A 22,136-nucleotide genomic window follows, 5' to 3' on the forward strand; every position below is an offset into this window, starting at 1 on the left:
CGCTCTCTTAACAAAATAAGAGCGCTAAAGCGCAAAAACATACTCCTGTTAGTGTATGTTTCCTAACTGAGCTAAAACTGTGGCGAATCGAGCAGAATCGATCGGCTTTGCTAAGTGTTCGTTGTAACCGGCGTCGATCGCCCGATTCCGGTCTTGTTCGCTAGCATAAGCTGTCAGTGCTACGGCCGGCAAGCGCTTGATTTTGTCAGATGCGGACGATCGCACTTTGCGGATCAACGAGTAGCCATCCTCAACCGGCATTCCGATGTCGCTGACTAAAATATCCGGCGGTGACTGCTGTAAAATGTCGATCGCCTCTGCTACCGAAGCAGCAGCAGTCGCCGTCGCCCCCAACTGTTGCAGCGCCGCCACCAAAAACTCGCGGTTGTCTGGTTCGTCATCAACTACCAACACCTTTAAACCAGCCAAAACATCCTGACGAATTTGAGGCAAATTGCTTGCTTCTGTCAACTGCGGCTGCTGACTCCGGCGCTGCTTGAGCGGCAGCATTACCGTAAATATCGCCCCGAGTCCCTCTCCGGGACTTTCGGCGCGCACTGTGCCGCCGTGGAGTTCCACCAAGTGGCGGACGATCGCCAATCCCAGCCCCAAACCGCTGTCAGCGCGAGTAATCGAGCCGTCTGCTTGTCGGAAGCGATCGAATACGTAGGGCAGAAACTCAGCAGAAATGCCCTTGCCGGTATCGCTCACTTGAATTTGCACGTACTGATTGCTAGCGGGCGATCCGGAATTAGCAGCCGTTGCGCCATTGTCCAATCTCAAATCGGCAATCGAATAGCCAAAATCCCTTGACAAGCGCAGGTGGACGCTGCCCCCCGCCGGCGTAAACTTGACGCCGTTAGTCAGCAAATTCGAGATTACCTGCTGCAACCGGGCGGCGTCTCCCCACATCAAACTGACTGCGGGGTCAAATTCCGAGGAAACGGTGACAGACTTAGCCTGGGCGGCGAAACTGACTGAACCCAGAGCAAGTTCGATCGTCTTTCTCATGACAAACCAGCCGGGCTTGAGAGCCAGCTTCCCTTGAATAATCCGGGAAACATCGAGCAAATCTTCGACTAGCTGCGCCTGCACCCTCGACTGACGCTCGATCGCTTCCAAACCGCAAGCTAAAGAATCTGTCGTGTACGGGCGGCCACGCAGCATTTGCGCCCAGCCGAGAATCGCGTTTAAAGGCGTGCGAAGTTCGTGGGAAAGCGTGGCGAGAAACTCGTCTTTTTGGCGGTTGATGGCTTCGGCTTGGGCGCGGGCGGCTTGTTCGCGATCGAGCAACTGAGCGAGTTCTGCCTCGACTTGCTTGCGATCGCTGATGTCGGCGATGATCGACATACAGTTAATGTTACCCTTGGCATCGCGGACTGGAGTCGCCCACAAACCGATGTCGATTCCTGTGCCATCTTTCCTGAGGCGCTGGGTTTCCATGCCTGCGATCCCGTGTCCGGCGCGAATTTTTTTCAAGTTCGCCATAAATTCCTGGCGCTTGTCTGAGGGAACGCTGGGCAAAAATTGACCTAGCACCTCTGATGCTGACCAGCCAAAAATCCTCTCGGCGGCGGGGTTCCACATTTTCACAATCCCGTCGTCGGCGCCCAAAACGGTAATTCCCAGGGGACAAGCTTGGATCAATGCTTCCAAAGTTTGATTGATTTGCGATCGCGCCTCTTCTGCTTGTTTGCGATCGCTGATATCAACGTTCACGCCGATCATCCGCAGAGGCAAACCGCTCTCGTCCTGAAATACCGTAGCCCTGCAAGCAATCCAGCCGATGCTGCTGTCCCCGCGGCAGATCCGGAACTCGATGTCTAATTCCTCGCCGGAAGCTGCTGCGGCCTGCACTTGTTGTTCGGTGACAGCGCGATCGGCTGGATGCACCATTTCCACCCAATTTTGATAGCTGCTAAAACTGCCGGTCGGCAAACTGTACAAAGCCTCTAACTCTGGCGTAGACGCGACCTCGCCGGTTTGGATGTTCCATTCAAAAGTTCCAATTTTGCCTGCTTGCTGAGCGATTTGCAGGCGTTGTTGATTGTTTTTGAGTTCTGCTTCCACCCGCGAGATTTCGGTCAAGTCGATGTAGAAGGCGACGATCGTCTCTGGTTCGCGTTTTTCCGGGCACAGGATCGTCGCGCCCATCAGCAGGGGGACGCGGCTGCCATCTTTGCGGATGTATTCTTTCTTAAAAGGGGTTGCGACTCCTGACGCCCGGAGTTCTTGGGCCGCCCTGGCGTCGAGGTGGAGGTATTCGGGCGCAGTCATCTGGTTCCACCGGATTTTACCCGAGAGCACGTCTGAGCGGGTGTAGCCGACCATGTTGAGCAGGGAGTCGTTGGCGTAGGCGATGCGGCCTGTCAAATCGCCGATCGCGACTCCGAAAATATTCGACTCAAACAGTCGCCGGAATATGGCTTCGCTTTGCTGCACCACCCGTTTGGCTTGGTTGCGATCGGTGATTTCTGCTACCACGGTGCTGACACCCAACAGCGTCCCCGATTCATCGGACACTGGATAAAAGCTGACTTGCCAATCCCGCACAACTCCCGGCTGTTGCAGGGTTTCTGCTTTAATTTCCAGGTCGAGTACGGGGCTTTGCGTTGCCAGCACTTGCAGGTAAATCGGCTCTACCATATCGGCAATTTCGGGAATCGCTTGTCTGACGGTGCGCCCGATGTGATCTGCGATCGCGCGGCCGTTGATCGCAGCGAGGCATTTGTTGAGGCGGATGTAGCGCAAATTGGTATCGACAAAGGACAGCCCGACTGGTGTGGTGTTGTAAACTAAGTCGAGTTCTGCTAGTTGGTTGCGAATCCGAATTTCGTTTTCTCGAATCTGATTTTGGGCTTGTTTGCGATCGGTGATATCGATCACGAAGAACGAGCCTTTGTCGCTGCATTCTTGCAGGTTTCCGCCCCCGATTAAAATCGGGAAGCGCGAGCCGTCAGAGCGGATGTATTCTTTTTCGTAAGGCTCGCAACTTCCCGATACTGCGATTTGAGCGATCGCGCTGCGATCGAGTTCTGCGTATTCCGGCGGCGTGATATCTATCCAACGGATTTTTCCGGTAACTAAGTCTTCCCTGGTATATCGAATCATTTCCAGCAAGGCGTCGTTAGCTTCGGTAATGTTGCCTGTGGCATCCCAGAAACCGATACCGAGCATGGTAGATTCTACCACGCTGCGGAATCGCATTTCGCTTTCCCGCAAAGCTAATTCGGTTTTTTTAGCTGCGGTAATATCTGCGATTATTATCCCCGCTCCGATGATTTCTCCCCTTTCATTTTTGACTGGGTAGTAGTTGGCGAGCCAGTAGCCTAACTCTCCCGAGTTTCCCTGAGGCTCGCCACTAAGTTCTACATTTAAAACAGGCTCGCCGGTTTCTAGAACTTGCTGAATTATCGGTGCTAATTTGGTGGACGATGCTGGCAACAATTGGCGGAAGTCTTGACCGAGATGCTGTTCGGCGCTCAAGCCGTTGAGTTCTGCTAATACTCGATTGACGCGGATGAAGCGCATTTGGCGATCGAGAAAGCAAATCGCTAGGGGAGATGCTTGTAACAGCGCGTCAATTAAGGCGAAGGATTGCGATGTTTGAGACAGTGATTGTTGCGCTTCTGCGTAAAGTCTGGCGTTGTCTAGGGCGATCGCCACGCGGTAGGCTAAATCTTCTAGCATTGCCATATCTGCTGCACTGTAGCGGCGCCCCAACTTTGAGGTAAAGCAACTGATCGCACCGATTACCCGCCCGCGCGCCTTCAGCGGTACGCAAGCGTGAGAGCCGATATTGAGCGATTCCCTACGGGATAGCTTCGCTTCACGCAATATTTCAATTCCTGCTGCATTTTCCGCTGCTGCTGCTAACATCTCCTCGGATACTTCGGCAATTAGCTCGGATTGGCCACTGCGAATTACCAGCGGATAGCCGTTGACAGCATCCGAGGCTAACAAGCTGCCGACTTGCAAGTTATTGAGAGTCTCAAGCGTGGAGGGTTCTGCGTGAGCTACAGCCACTCGGCGTACTTTTGAGTCGGTTTCGGTCAAATGGATGCAGCACCCGTCTGCGATCGAATTAACTGCTAATTCAGCGACATTTTGCAGCACTGTTTCCCCGTCAAACGCATCAGCCATAATTCTGCTGACTTCTGCTAAAAATGCCGATCGCTGCTGTTCTATTTGGGCTTTTTCCCGGGCTGCTTGTTCGACTGTCAACTGCAATCTTTGAGTTTCTGCAAGTTTAAGTTCTGTGATATCGCGGGCGACAATTAATGCCGATTCTGGTAAGCCGTCTTTGTCAAATTCTGGAACAACGCGAGATTGATATGTTCTTGTACCACTGGTTGAGTACGCCGCAAATTCGATGACTTCTTCTCTGCCAGTTGCTAACACTTTGTGCAGAGTTTCATCCCACCTCTGGCACAGTTCCGGCGGCATTCCTATTTCTTGACTGGTTTTGCCGAGGAAGAATGAAACTGGTTTTCCTTGAGTTTTTGCAACTGCTTGGTTGACATACAGATAGCGCAGTTCTTTGTCGGTGCGGATAATCACATCTGGCGTATTTTCTAGTAGCGTTCTCAGTTGCTGTTCGCTGTTAGACAAAGCTGCTTGCGTTTGCTGTCTTTCGGTGATATCTCGCACCGTGCCCACGTGTCCGATTAGTTCGCCACAGTCGGAGAACATCGGCGAGGAAGCAACGTTAATCCAGCGCACATTTCCGTCTGCTGTTTGCAGGCGATACTCGATCGCGTATTCCCCACCTTGTCGAGTATAATCCAGCCATCGGCTCAATACGCGCGATCGGTCTTCCGGGTGAATGCAATTTTCCCAGCCGCCGCCTAAAAGTTCTGTTAAACTCAAGCCGCAAATCATTTGACAGCGCGGGTTTGCATAGGTGTAGCGCCCCTGGAAATCCGCCATAAAAATCCCCACGGGCGAACACGAACTCAAACAGCGAAATCGTTCTTCTTGAGCTTGCAGCGCTTCTTTAGCTACTGTTAGTTCGGCCGTGCGCTGTTTGACGCGGTTTTCGAGCTGAGCGTAGGATAACTCCAGGGCGATTTCTGCTGATTTGCGATCGGTAATATCGATGCCAGTGGCGATCGCGTATTCTACCAAACCCTGGCGATCGACAATCACAGTATTCGACCAAGAAATTAAGCGCTTGTCGCCGTTTTTGGTACGCCAATAGTTTTGATATTCGCTCTGAAAATCTTCGTCGTTAAGTTTGGCGAAAACTGTTTGCACAGGTTCAACTTCTTCGGGAATCAAAAATATATCCCAAACATATTTATCTACAACTTCTGCTAACGAGTAGCCAGTGATTTTTTCGCAAGCTTGGTTAAAACGGACAATCCGTCCTTCGCTGTCGAGAACTACAATTAAGCAAGCCGTTGTGTCAGTTACTTTCGCAATAATCTGACGTTCTATTTCTAATTCTTTTTCTGTGGACTTTAAGCCCATATACCAGGCGCCCACCATCGCAGCGGCAAAAATTAAGATGATCGGAGTTGCCTGGAGTGCAAACAGTAACAGAGTTGTCAGCAGTAAGGCCGTGCCGGCGCTAAATGTAGCAATGTTGTAAGATTTAATGGGTAAGGGCAAGACCTGAAACCGGCTCATTTTTTTTAACCTGTAGCGATGGCGCGATCGCACTATTCCTTTTTGTGTCGATCGAACTAGATTTCCCAAACTAACTATATGTTTTTTCTATACAGAACCACATTTGCAATGAGCGTGCCATCTTCCCAGAGGCAGATTTGCCGAAGTCAGTAGTCATTAGTCATTAGTCAGTAGGGGCGGTGCCCCCGTGCCCGCCCTCATCAGTCATCTCCCCATCTCCCCATCTCCCCATCTCCCCTTTCTCGGGCCGCCGAAATCAAGCAATTATACGTGCAGCAGCTTATGATAGAGCGAGCGACAAATGCGATCGACTGATTTCTGGGAGCAACAAGCAGCGTGAATCACAAGCTGGCAAAAATTATCGGATTATTCTTGGCCGCCGCCACCGTATTCGGATTTATGGGTTACGCGCTGCAAAATCCCAACTCGGTCACCAACTCCACAATCTCGATCGGCTTCCCCAATCTTAGCATCGGGGCGATCGGAGCGATCGACAACAAACGATCCCAAATTTATCTCAACGGAAATTGGCAATTTGTCCCCGCAGTAGGCAACCCCCAAAACCCCCCCACCTCCCCCAGTTGGGGCTCCATCCAAGTACCCGGAAACTGGCAAGAAGAAAACAACGAATCCGTACCCGGAATCATCAGCCGCGGCAGCGGCAAAGAGTGGGAAAACTTCAACAGCAAACAACTAATAAAAGCTTGGTACCAGCAAACAATCAATATTCCCGACAACTGGAAAAACCGCCGCATCTTTATCGACTTAGCCAGAGTCAGCACCGACGCAATCATCTTTGTCAACGGCATTAACAGCGGTCAAATCGAATGGCCCTACGGCACAGTTGAAATTACCTCATCAGTCCAATCCGGTCAAAACACCATATCTATTTTAGTCGCGGCAGTATCCGAAGAAAAAGACAAAGCCGTGATTATGGGCCCCACCGAAATCTACACAGAAAAATCCAACCTGCAATCGCGGGGAATCATCGGCGAAGTCCGGCTGTTTTCCGTTCCTCCCGGCCCGCTAATTAGCGACGTGTTCGTGCAAACTTCCACCCGCAAAAAACAAATTAAAATCGATGTCGAACTCAAAGACATTACCAAAAGCGGTCAAGTTCAACTCACCGCCAAAATGCTCGACGAAAAAGGAAAAATTGAACAACAATTTACAACCACCGCCAGCGTTCAAGCCAAATTAATTCAAACAGTAAAATTGCAGTGGAACTGGCCCAATCCCCGCCTGTGGGATGTCGGCAAACCCAACCTCTACACCATGCAATTAGAAGTAAAAGGCAGCGGCATTGACACGCAATACGACCAACCTTTCGGCTTCCGCGAATTTTGGATTGAAGGCCGCAAATTTTTCTTAAACGGCACAGAATTGCGCCTGCGCCCCACCTTGCACGCAGACGGTGCTTGGGAAAGCGGCACAGTAGAAGTTACCGACAAATTAATTGAAGGCTACACAAAAGCAGGTTTTAACATCGCAGAAACCTGGCCTTGGGATCACGACGAACGCGGCAGGTGGCACTTTCGAGAACTCCTGTGCGAAAGGGCAGACATCAAAGGTTTTCCGATTATGGCCCCCACATTAAACGTTACATCTATCGCTTGGAACGGCAAGTGGAAAAACCCCAACTTTCTTAACCAGTGGAAATCGCGAATGGCAACAGAAATGCGCCGCTATCGCAATCATCCATCAGTATTAATGTGGGCGACAAGTCCCAATTTTTTCGGCAACGCTGACGACCAAAATCCGCGCCGCATCGGCAAAAGAACAATCGAAGGAACTCTCGGTAAGCTAGAAGACGAGCGATTGCGCGGCAACACTCCCTTGGGAAACGAGACTGTAGCTGCGATTAAATCGGCAGATCCAACCAGACCAGTGATGGTACACCAAGGAGCAAATTTCGGCGACGTTTATGCGCTAAATTCTTATTTAAATATGATTCCCCTCCAAGAACGGGAAGAATGGATTTCCGAGTGGAGCAAAACCGGGGATATGCCCTACATGATCGTCGAGTTTGGCACGCCGCTGTTCGCGACAATGATGCGAAATCGCGAAGGTTTCAATCAAGTGATTGTCAGCGAACCTTTGATGACAGAATTTGCCGCAATTTATTTCGGCAAGCAGGCCTACGAGTTGGAAAGTGCGGCTTATAAAGCAAAAATTCGCGAGCAATTTGTCAAGGATCAAAAGTACGAAAGCTGGCACCTGAAAAAAGAGTTAGATTTTGCACCAGCTTTTCAAAAGTTGCAGCATTTATTCAGTACCAACACCTGGCGGAGTTGGCGGACTTTTGGAATGTCTGGGGGGATGATTCCTTGGAGTGACGGACACGGCTGGGAAGTTTCCGAAGCTGGCAAAGTTAAGGTGGATATGGGGGGATTTCAAGCGGGACAGCGAGGAGTTTATTTGAAGCTTATCCCTAACCATTTTTTAAATTATTTTCAGCCGGAAGGTTACACTATTCATCCCGGCGGTGAGGCGATTATGAATAATAATAGCTCGACTTTGGCTTGGATTGCTGGCGCTAGTCCGGTGTTTACAGCCAAAGACCACAATTTTTTTGCAGGCGGCAAACTTGCCAAGCAAGTAGTCTTAATTAACGATACGCGAGATCCCCAAGAATTTGCCTTTAATTGGCGAGTTTCGGTGGGAGGGAAAGAAGTACGCAAAGGCGAATATAAAGGGACTATTCAGCCAGCAGAGACGCAGTTTTTCCCAATTGATGCAAAATTGCCAAATAATATTTTTAGCAAGACTGACGGCGAAATTAGCTTAATGGCACGAGTTGGCGATCGCCCGCATTCCGATACATTTGCTTTCCGGGTGTTTGCTAACCCAGTCAAAATCAAGGATTCCGTAGCAATCTTTGACCCTGTAGGCAAAACATCAGCAATGTTAAAACAGTTAGGTCATCAGCTTGTCCCGTGGAACGGTTCGCAAGTTTCATCCGTATTAATTATCGGGAGAGAAGCCTTTTCCAGCGGTCAAAAATTGCCGGGAAGTTTAGAAGATTTTGTGCGTAAAGGCGGCAAAGCAATCGTGTTTTCCCAGCGTCCAGAATGGCTGCAAAACACAGGTTTCCGGGTGGGCGGCCACGTCAGCCGCCGCGCTTATCCCGTTGACAGCAACCATCCGGCAATTATCGGTTTAGACAGCGAAGATATGCGCGATTGGATCGGAGAAAGCACGCTGGTTGAAGCTTATCCAAATACCCTGGAAAACAGGGCAAACTTTAGTCCGGCAAATATGCCTTGGTACGGATGGCATTGGGGAAATCGCGGCGGTGTTAGTAGCGCCACAATTGAGAAGCCGCACCGCAGCAGTTGGCGGCCAATTTTGGAATCTGAGTTTGATTTAGCTTATTCCCCGCTGATGGAATTAGATTATGGAAAAGGGCACCTAATTTTAAACCAATTGGATTTGGAAGACCATTATGCTGTAGATGGCGGGGCGACGCAATTAGTCCAGCAACTAATCGGTTACGGGATGAATGCTGCGGTGGCGGGAAAGGTGGATAAGGTAGTGTTAATTGGGGGAGATAAAGATGCACAGAAGTTGGACAGTTTGGGCGTAATTTATCAGCGGGCTAACGCGCTATCTCAGGATATTGGTTTAGCAATTGTGGGGCGGGAAGCTAATCTGAAAGATGCCGATTTGCGCGGTTATTTGAATGCTGGCGGGAAGGCATTTTTCTTGCCACGTCAAGCCCCCGTCGCGGGTTTGGGGGTAGGTTTGGAGCAAGCGAAGGATTTCGGGGGTTCCCTGGCGGTTCCAAGTTGGGATGAGGTGAGGGGGCTGAGCATTTCAGATTTGCGATCGCGCTCTTTTTATGATACTTGGTTGATTAAGTCTGGGGGACAAATCGGTGCTGAGGGTTTATTAAGCCGGGTTGCTGTAGGTAAAGGCGTGGCGATTTTCTCTCAGATTGACCCGGAAAGTTTGAATGCAGATGCTAAGACTTATTTGCGTTTTACTCGCTGGCGGCAAACGCGGGCAAATGCTCAAATTTTAGCTAATTTAGGGGCGAGTTTTAAGGCAGATGGCTCTATTTTTAACGGTGCGAGTCGGGATTTTTATCACTGGGATTACAAGACGGATTTCGAGAATGGTGACGATCCTTATCGGTATTATCGATGGTAAAATTTATAAGGTTTGTAGTGAGGACTTTAGTCCGCATTGAGGCAAAATTGTTAAGAACGGACTGAAGTCTGCACTACAAACGTTAAGAACGGACTGAAGTCCGCACTACAAACGTTAAGAACGGACTGAAGTCCGCACTACAAACGTTAAGAACGGACTGAAGTCCGCACTACAAACTGTCATTTCTATCTCGCTCAAACTAATATTACAGGTCAAAGTGTCGCTTAAAGCGCGGGTCTAATTTGTCGGTTTTCCTTTGGTTGCAGGTGCGGCAGAGGGTTTGCAGGTTGCTGATGTCGTTGCTGCCGCTGCGCGCTAGGGGGATGATATGATCGATCGTCAGTTCTGCTTCTAGTTTGGTTTGGCCGCAGCTTTGGCACTGGTATTTGTTGCGAGTGAATACGTATTTTCTGACTTCTGGGGGGATGCGAATTCTGGGGGTTTTAGTCATGATGTATTTTAACCGCAGATGTTTGATGGATTAACTGGCTGAGTTTTCGCGATCGAGAAGTTGGCGGCGCAAATCATCGAGGGGGGATTCTGGCTGGCTAGTTTCTGACTCGTTGTTTTCTGGTATTTCTTCTACTTCTGGTTCGTCGGGGCAAAACTCTATAGTGACATTGAGTTTGAGCTTCATCTTTCCTTTCTGCCAACCCTGAGCACCCACTCTGAGAATTTCACAATCTATACCTTCTCGAAACCATTGTTGGTATAAATAACTTCCTTTATTCTTATCATAATCTAAACCAATATCTAGTTTCTGCTCGCTTAACGACTTATTGAGTTTCTCTCCTAACGCATCTTCAGACAAAACTCGATTTACTGTTTCCTTGAGTTTTTCTACTTTAAGCATTGCGTTACCGAAAGAGAAAGCATCATCATTGTCGCAGTTGTGAAAATCAAATTTATCTTCCATATTAATATTTAAAACTTTTCAAATGTCATCCTAACTATTTTAAAGTAGTATCTCTATTTTTGCAAGAATCCCGGCGAATAGAATTCGCGGCTATACAAACAATGTCCGCACTTCGACAAGCTCAGCGACCACCTCCGCGGACTAAGAATCTCTCATTTCTTCAACCCGCGGAGACGGGTTTTGTCTGTGTAGTCACGATTTCCAATCGCCGTAATTTATAATTTTTGGGCAAGAATCCCGGCGACTAGAATTCGCGGCTATACAAACAATGTCCGCACTTCGACAAGCTCAGCGACCACCTCCGCGGACTAAGAATCTCTCATTTCTTCAACCCGCGGAGACGGGTTTTGTCTGTGTCGCCGCGAATTCTATTCGCCGGGTTCCTAATCGCCGCGAATTCTATTCGCCCGGTTTCCAATCGCCGCGGTTCCTATTCGCCACGATTTCCAATCGCCCGGTTCCTAATCATTCACAATCCACAACAACACTACTATTCTCTCCAATTACAGGCAACAAATGCTCGTGCAACTTCATCGCCTGCAAACAACTATTAATCCCAGAAACTGCCCGATCGTACTCTTGAATCTTGCCTTCATTCTCAGCTTGCAATCGCAAATTCTTAGCAATCTTCTCCTCAGCTTCCTGTGCTAAAGTTTGCTCCAAATAATCGCGAGCTTGACTGTATTTCTGCAAAATATCATCAGCTTGCTGTTCCGCCATCGGTAACAAATGCTCTTTCAGCGTTTGATTCACAGTTTGGCGGAAAGTTTGCCGAATAGTTCGAGATACTTTAGGCTCAAAATCTAGCCTCAACAATTGCCGAATTGCTGGTTGCGCGTCTACCATATTTTCGCAGTCAAAACCTTGGGATGTTTGCTGCAATGTTTCCCGGAATTGGTAAATCGAAAACGTGCCTTCATCGTAAAAACGCGGACTTTCTCGCACGTAGCGATCGCACTCCACGCCCGCTGCATTCACCAAAGCACGAGAAACCCGCTGCGATAACTCCTCCAATTGCTGTTCAATTCCGCCATCATTCCCCAACAACCGATAAAGCAATCGATAGTATTCCGATTTGCGAACACTGTCTTTCAAATACTGGAAATAATTATCAACCAGTGACTTAGTAGCCTCTATTAAAATATCTTCCAACTGATTCGCTAAATAATAAAGCGCTTCCACTAAAACCGCGATTAAAGGTGCTGTAGCATTGCGCGGATGAGCGATCAAAGTGCGTCCGTAAGCCGCCTCAACCGAAAAACCATCTAGCAATTCATCCAAACGGCGAATCATTCGAGATTGGAGTTGGCGAAAATCTGTATCGAAAATATCGCATCGGTTCATAATCATATCATTGACTTCTTTGGCGATATGTTCACGAAATTCCTGTCCGACTTGTTGCAATTCTTGATTTAGCCGCAAAAGTTCTTGGGCTTTCATCGCTTCAATTTCGCGCGGCTGGCTGTCCAAATTCCGCTGGATTGTTTGGTATTGTTTCCGCAGTTGAATGCACAAATCCTCTAAATCGTCAGCGAGATTTCTGAACAGTTGCGGGCGCTTTTCTTTTGTGAGATAATCAGTGATGGCTGTGCGGAAATCTTCGATACCGCTATCTTGAATTAATTGCTGGATTAATGGTTGACCTTGTTCCGCCAGAATCCGCACATAATTTTCGCTGGGCGTTTCGTAGCTGTTAACTGAAATCCGAAATTTGCTGGGAGATAGTTTACCGGAATTCGCACAGTAGCGGTTAAATTCGTTGACAAATTGCGGTGTTTCTTCACTATTTTCGCTGCGATTAACCGCCTTCGTGTCTGCATCAATCCGATCGCGATTCACGACAAATATGCTATCCAAACCAAAACGATCGCGCCCGGTAGTTTCTTTTTTAATCAAACTCCCGTAAAATCCCAACAATCCGCTGGTTTTGTACACTCTGGCGGTGTCGCGAAAGTCGGAATTAATCAGATTTTCTAGGCGCTGTCGCAGTTGCGCGTTGTACCAAGTTTCGTCAATGCGGTTGAAAATGTAAAACAGGCGATCGCGAATTCCGGGATTCGATCGCGTTTTCTCCATCAACTCCGTCTCTTCCGTCGTCATTTCCCCAGACGACGCAGCCTTCAACACGCAGACAACCGCCGAAGTATCAGGGCTTTCAATCTTATCATAGGTCAATTCCGCATCTTGTTTGACAGGCGCGTCAATTCCCGGCGTATCGATAATAATATTGCCATCTTGTAGCAGCGGATGGTAACAATAATATTCAACTCGCTTGAGTACAGCACTATTGCTACCGCGCCGCGCATAACTAGCAGCTTCCTTGAGATTGGAAAAATTAAACTGTTCCATCGAATAAGTAGCGTTTTCGACAGTTTGAATGCGATCGCGATTTGCTGCAAATCCTTCTAAAAGCAGAGTCAAAGCCTTCGCTTGTTTAGCTCGTTCCGATTTGTTTTCTCCACCTTCCTTTTCAATAATTATGCTGCATCCCTGAGCTAAAATTTTGACTACATCTGTGAGATTAATGTCAATTTCAGTTGTTAAATTCAACTGCTCGCAAAGAGCATAAGCTTGCTGGCGAATCTCAACTTCACTCAAAAAAGTGAGGACAACACGCTCTTTTTCAGGCGCTTCAGCGTAGGCGATATAACACTCAGTACCAGTGGCGTGTCCTTCTGCACTGTAGAGCAATTCTCGCTCCAGCAAAGCATTAATCAACATCGATTTTCCCGCACTAAAAGCACCTGCAAATACAATCTCAAATTCTGGAGAAATTGCCTTTTTTAGAGAAGCTTGTACCGCCGTGATATCTTGTTGTCGCAAAGACGATTCCTGACGCAGCAGTTGTAGTAGAGAATCAACTTGCTCTTGGAGATTTTTGCATTGAGGGGGCATTTGAGTCATCGCGGCAGAATGCTCCTGATTGTGGGAAAATTAGATTAAGGTTAATTTTCCGCTAATTCAGGAATAATTGCAACAGTAATTTTACTTATGTTATAGCATTTATAAAAACTCTTGCTACCAAACAAGTGTTGGGCTTGTTTTCTCAAGCCGAAGCGTAAGGTGCGTCGCTATCAAATTGTTGCTTTTTTTTGAGGGATTGTCTGTGGCGACGCACCCTACAAAAGACTGTTGCATAACTTTTTAAAATTGGTACGATCCAGGATTGCTCAAAATAATTAGTAGAAGGTGCGCCGAAGAGCACCCTACTACATTAAACCGACAAATCTTGACGCGGTTTGAAAGTCTCAATTTGCCGCAACTTCTCGTACAATTCCCGTTCTTCGTCGCTAATTTCCTTGGGAATTAACACCTGAATTTCTACTAGCTGATCGCCCCGATCGCCATTTCCCGTCGGATATCCCTTATTCGCCATCCGCAACCGCTTCCCAGACGTGACTCCAGGTGGGAGTTTCATCTTCACCAAGCCGTCTAGAGTCGGCACTTCAATATCCCCCCCCAGCACCGCTTCGCAGGGCGTCAGAGGCAATTCGCAGCAAATATCCGACATTTCCAAGCGGAAAAAAGGATGGGGAGAAACGGTGATTTTTAAGTACAAATCGCCGCCGCCAATACCTTGATTTCGCAGGCGAATTCGCTGGCCCGATACCATCGCGGCGGGCATATTTACCTCGATCCACCGCCCGTCATCTAACCGGATGCGCTCGGTACCGCCGGAATAAGCCCTTTCCAAAGGCAGAGTCAGCCTCGCGTCAATGTCTTGTCTGATTTCGCGATCGTCAATTTCTCTGGTTTCGCGTCGAATTTCGCGATCGTCCAAATCCCTCCGATCTTCTCTCCGATCTTCGCGAGAATTAGCAACATAACTCGTTTTCTTAGAAGCCGTACTCCACGGTTCCGAATCAGGAACTCGCGGTGCATCATTCTCTGTCGCCATCCTCACTTCCCGGCGTCTTCCCAGCACTTGGTCGAGAAATTTATTAAAATCTGAGTAATCGCTAAAATCGATGTCTTCCGATGATTTACGGCGGCTAGTTTTGTTGTTTCCCCAAGTCTTAAAATTAGGGATTTTGACGCCTTGTTTGCCTTGAAATCCTTTTTGTTTCCAGAATTTACTAAATTGGTCGTATTGAGCGCGCTTTTCGATGTCGGAAAGAATATCGTAAGCTTCATTAATATCTTTAAAGTTATCTTCGGCAGATTTGTCGCCCGGATTTACATCGGGGTGCAACTGTCTCGCTAGCCTTCGATAGGCTTTCTTGATTTCATCAGCCGTAGCGTCTCTGGGTACTCCCAGTATTTGATAGTAATTACGAAAGTTTTCCATTTTTTGAAGAAGAAGGAAGAAGGAAGAAGGAAGAAGGAAGAAGGAAGAAGGAAGAGGGAAGAAGGAAGAGGGAAGAAGGAAGAGGGAAGAGGTGTTATTCTGGTTTCAGTTTATTGATAGTGCTGACAATTAGTCGTGTGACTTCATCTACTTCTTTGACAACAGGTGATATTTGCTCGTGTTTTCCTAACCCCACTTTTTCCGAAATCACTAAATGAGTATCCAGTTCTCTCAGCGAACCGAGGGCTATTTGTAAATATCGAATATACTCTTTCGTGCTCACACGTCCATATCCCTCAGCAATATTAGCTGGTACTGATACAGATGCACGGCGAATTTGACTGGTAAGACCATATAGTTCAGATTGATGAAAAGATTTGGTTAATTCGTAGCAAAGTTGACAAAGATAAATACCCCGCTGCCAGATGTATTGTTCTCTATGGCTCATAAGATATACTTTTCTGCCTATCTGTGATAGTAACTGCAATTTAATTAAAAGAATTTTAGTCCTAGGCATAGGGAATAAAAATATTGGAGAAGTTGCAGGAAAGAGCAGTCATATATTCTTAGAATTAAAACCTGCTCTTTTCCTTCTTACTTCTTCCTTCTTCCTTCTTCCTTCTTCCTTCTTCCTTCAATTACAGCCAATCGTCGTCATCATCCCAGTCGTCGCTTTGATTTTGATAGGGGCGAGTCGGGCGGTTATTGCTGGTTCTGCGATCGGGCGTGCGATCGGGTGTGCGATCGTAAGATCGATCGTAGGATCGATCGCGATCGCCCATACGTTCACCCTGACGATCGTAGGGGCGATCGGGCATTGGATCGACAGTCGATCGCCTGTACGGCTTAGCATTTTGATAATAATTATTATCATCGGTGCGCCGCTTTGTGCTATCGCCCGTAAAAGTCCGCTTCACAGACTCAAAGAAATCATCATCATCGTCATCATCAGCAAAAGCAGAAACTTCGCGGTTCAAATCATAAAGAGCATCCTGTAAATCCGAGCCAACTTGATCGACTCCGCGCTCGTCGTTGCGCTCCAAACTGTCTCGCAATTCCCGAATTAACGTTTCAATCCGCTGGCGGCTTCTTTGAGCAAACTGCATTCCGCGATCGAGCGCCACCTCCCGCAACTGCCGCTCGGCCTGATAAGCCAAAGCCTCAGCGCGATTGCGTTTTTCCACCCTTTCTCGCTGCAACTTATCAGCTTGAGCAAACTGTTCCGCATCGCGAATCATTTGATTGACTTCCTGCTGGCTCAGAGTCGAAGCACCTTGCACAGTAATGCTTTGTTCCCTACCAGTAGTTTTATCCAAAGCAGTCACCAACAGCATCCCGTTAGCATCAATATCAAAAGCTACCTGTACCTGCGGAATCCCTCGCGGTGCTGGCGGAATTCCATTTAATTTAAACCGTCCCAAAGACTTATTATCTCTGCCTAATTCCCGTTCTCCTTGGATGATGTGAACTTCTACCACAGTTTGGTTGTTTTCCGCAGTCGAAAAAATGTCCGATCGCCTAACTGGAATAGTAGTATTGCGAGGAATCAGTTTTTTCATCACCCCGCCGATCGTTTCCAAGCCCAGCGAGAGCGGCGTCACATCCAACAACAGCACATCGCGGACATCCCCGCCCAAAATCCCCGCCTGAATAGCAGCACCCACCGCCACAACCTCATCAGGATTCACATTTTGATTCGGCTCGCGATCGATCAAACTGCGAACAATTTGCTGTACCAAAGGAATCCGAGTCGAACCACCCACCAACACAACTTCATCAATTCGAGAAGGACTCATATTGGCATCAGCCAAAGCTTGTTTCACCGGACGGCGCAGCCGCTGCACCAAATCGGTACACAGCCCCTCAAATTGACCGCGAGTCAGCCGCGTCTCCAAATGCAAAGGCCCATCTTCATTTGCATCAATAAACGGCAAATTAATCTCAGTGACACCGACTCCCGATAGCTCTATTTTTGCTTTTTCAGAAGCTTCAATCAATCGCTGCAAAGCTTGGCGATTTTTGCGTAAATCCACGCCTTCTTTTTCTATGAATTGTTCGGCTAACCAATCAACAATTTTCTGGTCAAAATCATTGCCTCCCAATTGAGTATCGCCGCTAGTTGCCTTAACTTCAAATACTCCATCTCCAACGTCTAAAATAGATACATCAAAAGTACCGCCGCCCAAATCAAAAACTAAAATAGTTTGACTTTCTCGCCGTTCCAAACCGTAGGCCAAAGAAGCCGCAGTCGGCTCATTTAAAATCCGCTTTACATCAAGTCCGGCAATTCTGCCAGCATCCCGCGTCGCCTGTCGCTGCGAGTCGTTAAAATAAGCCGGAACAGTGATCACAGCCCCCGTCACTTCTTGTCCCAGATAGCGGCTGGCTTCATCGGCCAACTTCCGCAACACCATCGCCGAAATTTCCTCTGGGGCGAAATCTTTTTTCAGGCGAGGGCATTTAATTTTGATGTTTCCGTTGTCGTCGCGGCGAGTTGTGTAAGGGACGCGCTTTGCTTCTGAAGTCAGTTCGGTATATTTGCGTCCGATGTACCGCTTGACGGCGTAAAAGGTGTTTTGGGGGTTCAGAACATTTTGCCGTCTGGCCATTTGTCCGACAAGGCGTTCTCCTTCCTTGGTGAAAGCAACCACCGAAGGAGTTGTCCGCATCCCTTCTGCGTTGGCAATCACAACCGGTTTGCCCCCTTCCATGACGGCTACTACTGAGTTTGTCGTTCCGAGGTCAATGCCAACTACTTTTCCCATACGTCCGTTGTCTCCTGTGGCGTTGTGTCTAGCTTTTTCAATATAAGCGTTAAGTTCGATCGCATTTATTGTACCTTGTCGAGCAACGGGGCTGCGGGGGGTTCTCTCACTCCGGGGCCCAAACGGTTCGTAGTACGGACTTCAGTCCGTAACAGGCTGCGGACTGAAGTCCGCACTACAAACGCGCGGCGGGTTGCAGGTGAGTGTAGGTTGGATTTGTGTGAACCGGCAGCTTTGTCGAATCAGCTTGATGTGTTGGGTTGCGTTTCAACGGCCCAAGCTAGGTTCTTTAAACTAGAATAGAAAGTAAATTTAGCGGGTTAATTATTATGCAAAGTATTAAAGTGCGATCGCGCGTCGGTGCGGACGGGATGCTGCATTTGCAAATCCCCAGTGGTATCAAAGATACAGATTTGGAAGTTATTGTAATTTTCCAGCCCATTGTACCTGCAACTGAGGCTAAAACACCAGGAAATTTAGGCTGGTCACCCGGTTTTTTTGAGAGAACTTTTGGGTGCTTTAGAGATGAACCTTTAGCGCGGGGAGAACAAGGGGAATTTGAGGAACGGGAGGAATTGCTGTGATTTATTTACTGGATACCAATACTTGCATCTGTTTGTTAAATCCAGACCGCAACTCAACTGAACAAGAGCCGCAAAGAGCCGATCGCACTCAGCAAGAATTAGAGCAATTGCGATCGCCAGGTTTGTAGTGAGGACTTTAGTCCTCTTCTCTAAAAGTTTCAGGACTTTAGTCATGACTGCGAACTTTATTTATAGCAATCCTAAATCATTATCCAGTCCGTTCATCAGTGTAATTCTTGTAGGGGCAACCCCCCGTGGTTGCCCTCTTTAGTTGACGCTCTTGGTAGGCCCGCACCATCCACTACCCCTACAAATATGTACAAATCATTTAGGATTGCTATATACGCAATTATCATAACATAAAAAAACCATGCCACGCATCTTTGACAACATCGAACTTCCCCTACTTCCCGCACTCCGAGAAACCATCAAACTCTCCTATCGAGCAGATTTTTGCGTTGGCTATTTTAACCTCAGAGGATGGCGGAAAATTAGCGAATCAATCCAAGCATATATGGGAAATCAAGGAGCGTGCTGCCGCCTTTTAGTCGGAATGCAAAGATTGCCCTCCGATGAATTAAATGCTAGTTTTAGCCTCCGTTCTCATCACAGCGGAATTGACAATAGTGAAATTAATCTGCTCAAAAAGCGAATAGCAGAAGAATTTCGGCAACAGTTGACAATCGGCGCTCCCAACGATGCAGACGAGAAGGGTTTGCAACAATTGAGCTATCAAATTAAAAGCGGAAAAGTCATTGTCAAATTATTCTTAGCTTATCCCCTACACGCTAAACTCTATCTCGTCCACCGTCACGATCCAAACAGTCCGATTGTGGGATTTTTGGGTAGCAGCAATCTAACTTTATCGGGACTTTCCAAACAAGGCGAATTGAATATTGATATTTTAGATAATGATGCTTGTAATAAATTGCAAAAATGGTTTGATAACCGCTGGGAAGAATACGGCTGCATTGATATTTCCAAAGAACTCGCAGAAATTATCGATCGCAGTTGGGCGAGAACCGAAACAATTCCACCCTACCACATTTACCTCAACATAGTCTATCACCTATCCCGCGAAGCCATTGCCGGTCTGGCAGAATTTCGCATCCCCAAGGAATTTAAGGGCTTATTTAGGTTTCAAGAAGAATCTGTAAAGTTGGCCGCCCGTCACATCACCAAACGAGGTGGCGTAATTATTGGCGACGTTGTGGGTTTGGGAAAAACTTTAGTAGGTACTGCAATAGCTAAAATCTTACAAGAAGATTGTCTGCTGGAAACCCTGATTATTTGTCCGAAAAACTTAGTAATAATGTGGCAGGAATATGCAGACAGATATCGCTTACTTGCCAAGGTTTTATCCATCAGCCTGGTGCAACAAGAATTACCTGAATTGCGTCGCTATCGAGTTGTATTGATTGATGAAAGTCACAACCTCAGAAACCGAGACGGGAAGCGTTATCGAGCCATTCAGGAATATATTAAAACCAACGAAAGTAAATGTATTCTACTTTCGGCAACTCCTTACAACAAAAGCTATTTAGATTTATCATCCCAGTTGCGGTTGTTTGTTCCAGAAGACGAAAATTTAGGATTGCGGCCCGAAGCTTTGCTGAATGAATTGGGTGGTGGGAGTCAAGGAGAATTGGAATTTATCAAACGCCATCAATGTTCGGTGCGCTCTTTAGCAGCCTTTGAAAAAAGCGAACATCCCGATGATTGGCGAGACTTGATGAAGCGCTATATGGTGAGACGAACTCGCTCGTTTATTAAAGATAATTATGCCGTAACTGATGCAGAAACCGATCGCAAATATCTAGAGTTTCCAGATCGCACTCGCTCCTATTTTCCCAGCCGCATCCCAAAAACCATCAAGTTTAGCTTAGACAACTCCGCAGCCAGCTTGTCGCCCCAGCCTGACTTTCAGGAAATTGTCGCAGTCATTAATGCCCTGAATCTGCCGCGTTACGGGCTGGGAAACTACATCGCCAAAAAGCCCAAACCAGCACCGACAGAAGCCGAACAGCGACAGTTAAATGCCCTTTCCCGCGCCGGCCGCCGCTTAATGGGTTTTTCGCGCACGAACTTGTTTAAACGGCTGGAAAGCAGCGGTAGTGCGTTTATTCAGTCACTTGAGCGACATATCTTGCGGAATTTTGTGTACTTATATGCGATCGACAATCAGTTAAATATCCCGATCGGCACCCAGGATGCAGACTTGCTAGATATTCGTAACATCGATGAAGATGCAGATTCTGTGATTGCTAACAGTTTTGAGACCGAAGAAATCGACGACGAGGCAGGCGAAACCTTAGATATCGAAGCCCAATTGCTATTAAGCGAAAAAGCTTTCAAACAGCGAGCAGAAGTTGTCTACCAAGAATATCAAAATCGTTACCAGCGCAGATTTAAATGGCTCAGAACCCACTTGTTCGACACCAAGAAGCTAAAACGGGATTTGCTAGCAGATGCTAGCTCTGTCATGCAAATTTTGCAAAAATGTGGCAACTGGCACTCTCAACCAGATGAAAAATTAGCAGCTTTAGTTAAATTGATCGCAGAAACTCATCCCGATGAAAAAGTATTAATCTTCACTCAATTTGCCGATACAGTGCGGTACATAACCGATAACTTGAAAGCCTTAAATATTACCAGAGTTGCTGCGGTGACAGGTCAAACAAAAGACCCCACAGAACTTACATTGAGGTTTAGCCCTGGTAGCAGCGGTAAGCGGCATACAATCTCGCCCGATCGAGAATTACGGATCTTAATTGCTACGGATATTCTCAGTGAAGGTCATAATTTGCAAGACTGCGGCATCATTGTTAATTATGACTTACCTTGGGCAATTATTCGGTTAATTCAGCGGGCGGGAAGAGTCGATCGCATCGGACAACAAGCTGAGCAAATTTTGTGTTATTCATTTTTGCCTGCGGAGGGAGTAGAAAAGATTATTAATCTGCGGGAAAGACTGCGGCGCCGATTGCAAGAAAATGCCGAAGTTGTGGGAACCGATGAATCATTTTTTGAAGATGATGCACCTCAAGTTATACTCGACATTTATAATGAAAAATCTGGCATCTTAGACGGAGAAGAAGATGCCGAAGTTGATTTGACTTCCGAAGCTTTTCAAATTTGGAAAAATGCGACTGACAACAATCCAACTTTGAAAAAAACCATTGAATCAATGCCGAATGTAGTTTATTCAACTCGCGCCCACACTCCCGCACCGATGCAGCCAGAAGGCGTTTTATTGTACATGAAAACAGCCGAGGGAAATGATTCGTTAGTTTGGGTCGATCGCAATGGAAATAGTGTCACTCAGTCGCAACTCGCCATCTTGAGAATTGCAGCTTGCGATGAATCTACGCCAGCCATTCCTAGAGATAAACAACATCACGAATTAGTCAAAAAAGGGGCAGAATTAATCGCAGAAGAAGAACAAAGTGCTGGCGGACAATTGGGGCGGCCTTCCGGTGCTCGGTTCCGAACTTACGATCGCCTAAAAAAATATGCACAGCAAATGCAGGGTACAATATTTGCATCAGAGGAATTGGTAAAGGCGATCGACCAAATCTACGGCTATCCCCTGCGCCAGTCAGCCATTGACACATTAAACCGACAGCTAAAAAGCGGTATTAGCGACAACCAGTTGGCAGAATTAGTCGTAAGTATGCGCCGCGATGACCGTTTGTGCATCGTCAGCGAAGACGACGAAAAACGCGAACCGATGATTATTTGTTCCTTAGGTTTGTTCGAGGGAACAGAAAGCTAGACTCAAGAAACCGGGTTTTTTACCT

12 protein-coding genes are annotated in these 22,136 nt (G+C 47.4%); 5 read left to right on the top strand and 7 right to left on the bottom strand.

What is annotated here, in order from left to right:
* Nucleotides 1–48 precede the first annotated feature (48 nt).
* Nucleotides 49–5,631: a PAS domain S-box protein gene (locus tag QZW47_RS05380; RefSeq protein ID WP_293124788.1), complete on the bottom strand. Its 5,583-nt coding sequence runs from the start codon at nt 5,629–5,631 to the stop codon at nt 49–51.
* A gap of 336 nt (nt 5,632–5,967) precedes the next feature.
* Here QZW47_RS05380 and QZW47_RS05385 point away from each other — a divergent pair, with 336 nt between their 5' ends.
* Nucleotides 5,968–9,783, top strand: a complete 3,816-nt coding sequence (locus QZW47_RS05385; protein ID WP_293124789.1) for a glycoside hydrolase family 2 protein — start codon at nt 5,968–5,970, stop codon at nt 9,781–9,783.
* 205 nt (nt 9,784–9,988) lie between these two features.
* Here QZW47_RS05385 and QZW47_RS05390 read toward each other — a convergent pair whose 3' ends face one another.
* The 6 genes from QZW47_RS05390 to dnaK form a co-directional block, all read right to left on the bottom strand.
* A complete protein-coding gene (locus tag QZW47_RS05390) occupies nt 9,989–10,234 on the bottom strand; it encodes an HNH endonuclease (RefSeq protein ID WP_293124790.1) in 246 nt (81 codons plus the stop codon).
* A gap of 30 nt (nt 10,235–10,264) precedes the next feature.
* On the bottom strand, nt 10,265–10,699 hold the full coding sequence (locus QZW47_RS05395) for a KGK domain-containing protein (RefSeq protein ID WP_293124791.1): 435 nt from the start codon (nt 10,697–10,699) through the stop codon (nt 10,265–10,267).
* A gap of 465 nt (nt 10,700–11,164) precedes the next feature.
* Nucleotides 11,165–13,594: a dynamin family protein gene (locus tag QZW47_RS05400; protein ID WP_366930809.1), complete on the bottom strand. Its 2,430-nt coding sequence runs from the start codon at nt 13,592–13,594 to the stop codon at nt 11,165–11,167.
* A 319-nt stretch (nt 13,595–13,913) separates the two neighbouring features.
* Complete coding sequence (locus QZW47_RS05405; RefSeq protein WP_293124794.1) at nt 13,914–14,987, bottom strand: DnaJ C-terminal domain-containing protein; 1,074 nt, start codon at nt 14,985–14,987, stop codon at nt 13,914–13,916.
* Nucleotides 14,988–15,081: 94 nt separating this feature from the next.
* Nucleotides 15,082–15,435, bottom strand: a complete 354-nt coding sequence (locus QZW47_RS05410) for a four helix bundle protein (RefSeq protein WP_293124796.1) — start codon at nt 15,433–15,435, stop codon at nt 15,082–15,084.
* A 190-nt stretch (nt 15,436–15,625) separates the two neighbouring features.
* Nucleotides 15,626–17,752, bottom strand: coding sequence for a molecular chaperone DnaK (gene dnaK, locus QZW47_RS05415; RefSeq protein WP_293124798.1), 2,127 nt, complete (start codon nt 17,750–17,752; stop codon nt 15,626–15,628).
* Nucleotides 17,753–17,776: 24 nt separating this feature from the next.
* On the opposite strand from dnaK, the gene QZW47_RS05420 reads away from it, so the two are divergent.
* The 4 genes from QZW47_RS05420 (at nt 17,777) to QZW47_RS05435 (ending at nt 22,111) form a co-directional block, all read left to right on the top strand.
* The gene (locus tag QZW47_RS05420; protein WP_293124800.1) at nt 17,777–18,055 is read left to right on the top strand and encodes a hypothetical protein; all 279 of its coding nucleotides are present in this window, start codon (nt 17,777–17,779) and stop codon (nt 18,053–18,055) included.
* A gap of 26 nt (nt 18,056–18,081) precedes the next feature.
* Nucleotides 18,082–18,336 (top strand): hypothetical protein, encoded by a 255-nt coding sequence (locus QZW47_RS05425; protein ID WP_293124802.1) that lies wholly within the window; start codon nt 18,082–18,084, stop codon nt 18,334–18,336.
* Entirely contained in the window at nt 18,333–18,464 is a 132-nt protein-coding gene (locus QZW47_RS05430) for a hypothetical protein (RefSeq protein ID WP_293124804.1), read from the top strand. Before QZW47_RS05425 ends, QZW47_RS05430 begins: the two co-directional genes overlap by 4 nt.
* A gap of 242 nt (nt 18,465–18,706) precedes the next feature.
* Nucleotides 18,707–22,111 carry a helicase-related protein gene (locus tag QZW47_RS05435; protein WP_293124806.1) on the top strand — a complete coding sequence of 1,135 codons (3,405 nt, stop codon included), beginning with the start codon at nt 18,707–18,709 and terminating at the stop codon, nt 22,109–22,111.
* Nucleotides 22,112–22,136: the final 25 nt, after the last annotated feature.

It is taken from the genome of Microcoleus sp. bin38.metabat.b11b12b14.051 (assembly GCF_013299165.1).
In the GTDB taxonomy this organism is placed as follows: Bacteria; Cyanobacteriota; Cyanobacteriia; order Cyanobacteriales; family Microcoleaceae; genus Microcoleus.

What these genes read in the sequence shown, in the direction of transcription:
- QZW47_RS05380 (WP_293124788.1), bottom strand. Translation starts at nt 5,631, where the DNA reads ATGAGCCGGTTTCAGGTCTTGCCCTTACCCATTAAATCTTACAACATT.
- QZW47_RS05390 (WP_293124790.1), bottom strand. Translation starts at nt 10,234, where the DNA reads ATGACTAAAACCCCCAGAATTCGCATCCCCCCAGAAGTCAGAAAATAC.
- QZW47_RS05395 (WP_293124791.1), bottom strand. Translation starts at nt 10,699, where the DNA reads ATGGAAGATAAATTTGATTTTCACAACTGCGACAATGATGATGCTTTC.
- QZW47_RS05400 (WP_366930809.1), bottom strand. Translation starts at nt 13,594, where the DNA reads ATGCCCCCTCAATGCAAAAATCTCCAAGAGCAAGTTGATTCTCTACTA.
- QZW47_RS05405 (WP_293124794.1), bottom strand. Translation starts at nt 14,987, where the DNA reads ATGGAAAACTTTCGTAATTACTATCAAATACTGGGAGTACCCAGAGAC.
- QZW47_RS05410 (WP_293124796.1), bottom strand. Translation starts at nt 15,435, where the DNA reads ATGAGCCATAGAGAACAATACATCTGGCAGCGGGGTATTTATCTTTGT.
- dnaK (WP_293124798.1), bottom strand. Translation starts at nt 17,752, where the DNA reads ATGGGAAAAGTAGTTGGCATTGACCTCGGAACGACAAACTCAGTAGTA.
- QZW47_RS05425 (WP_293124802.1), top strand. Translation starts at nt 18,082, where the DNA reads ATGCAAAGTATTAAAGTGCGATCGCGCGTCGGTGCGGACGGGATGCTG.
- QZW47_RS05435 (WP_293124806.1), top strand. Translation starts at nt 18,707, where the DNA reads ATGCCACGCATCTTTGACAACATCGAACTTCCCCTACTTCCCGCACTC.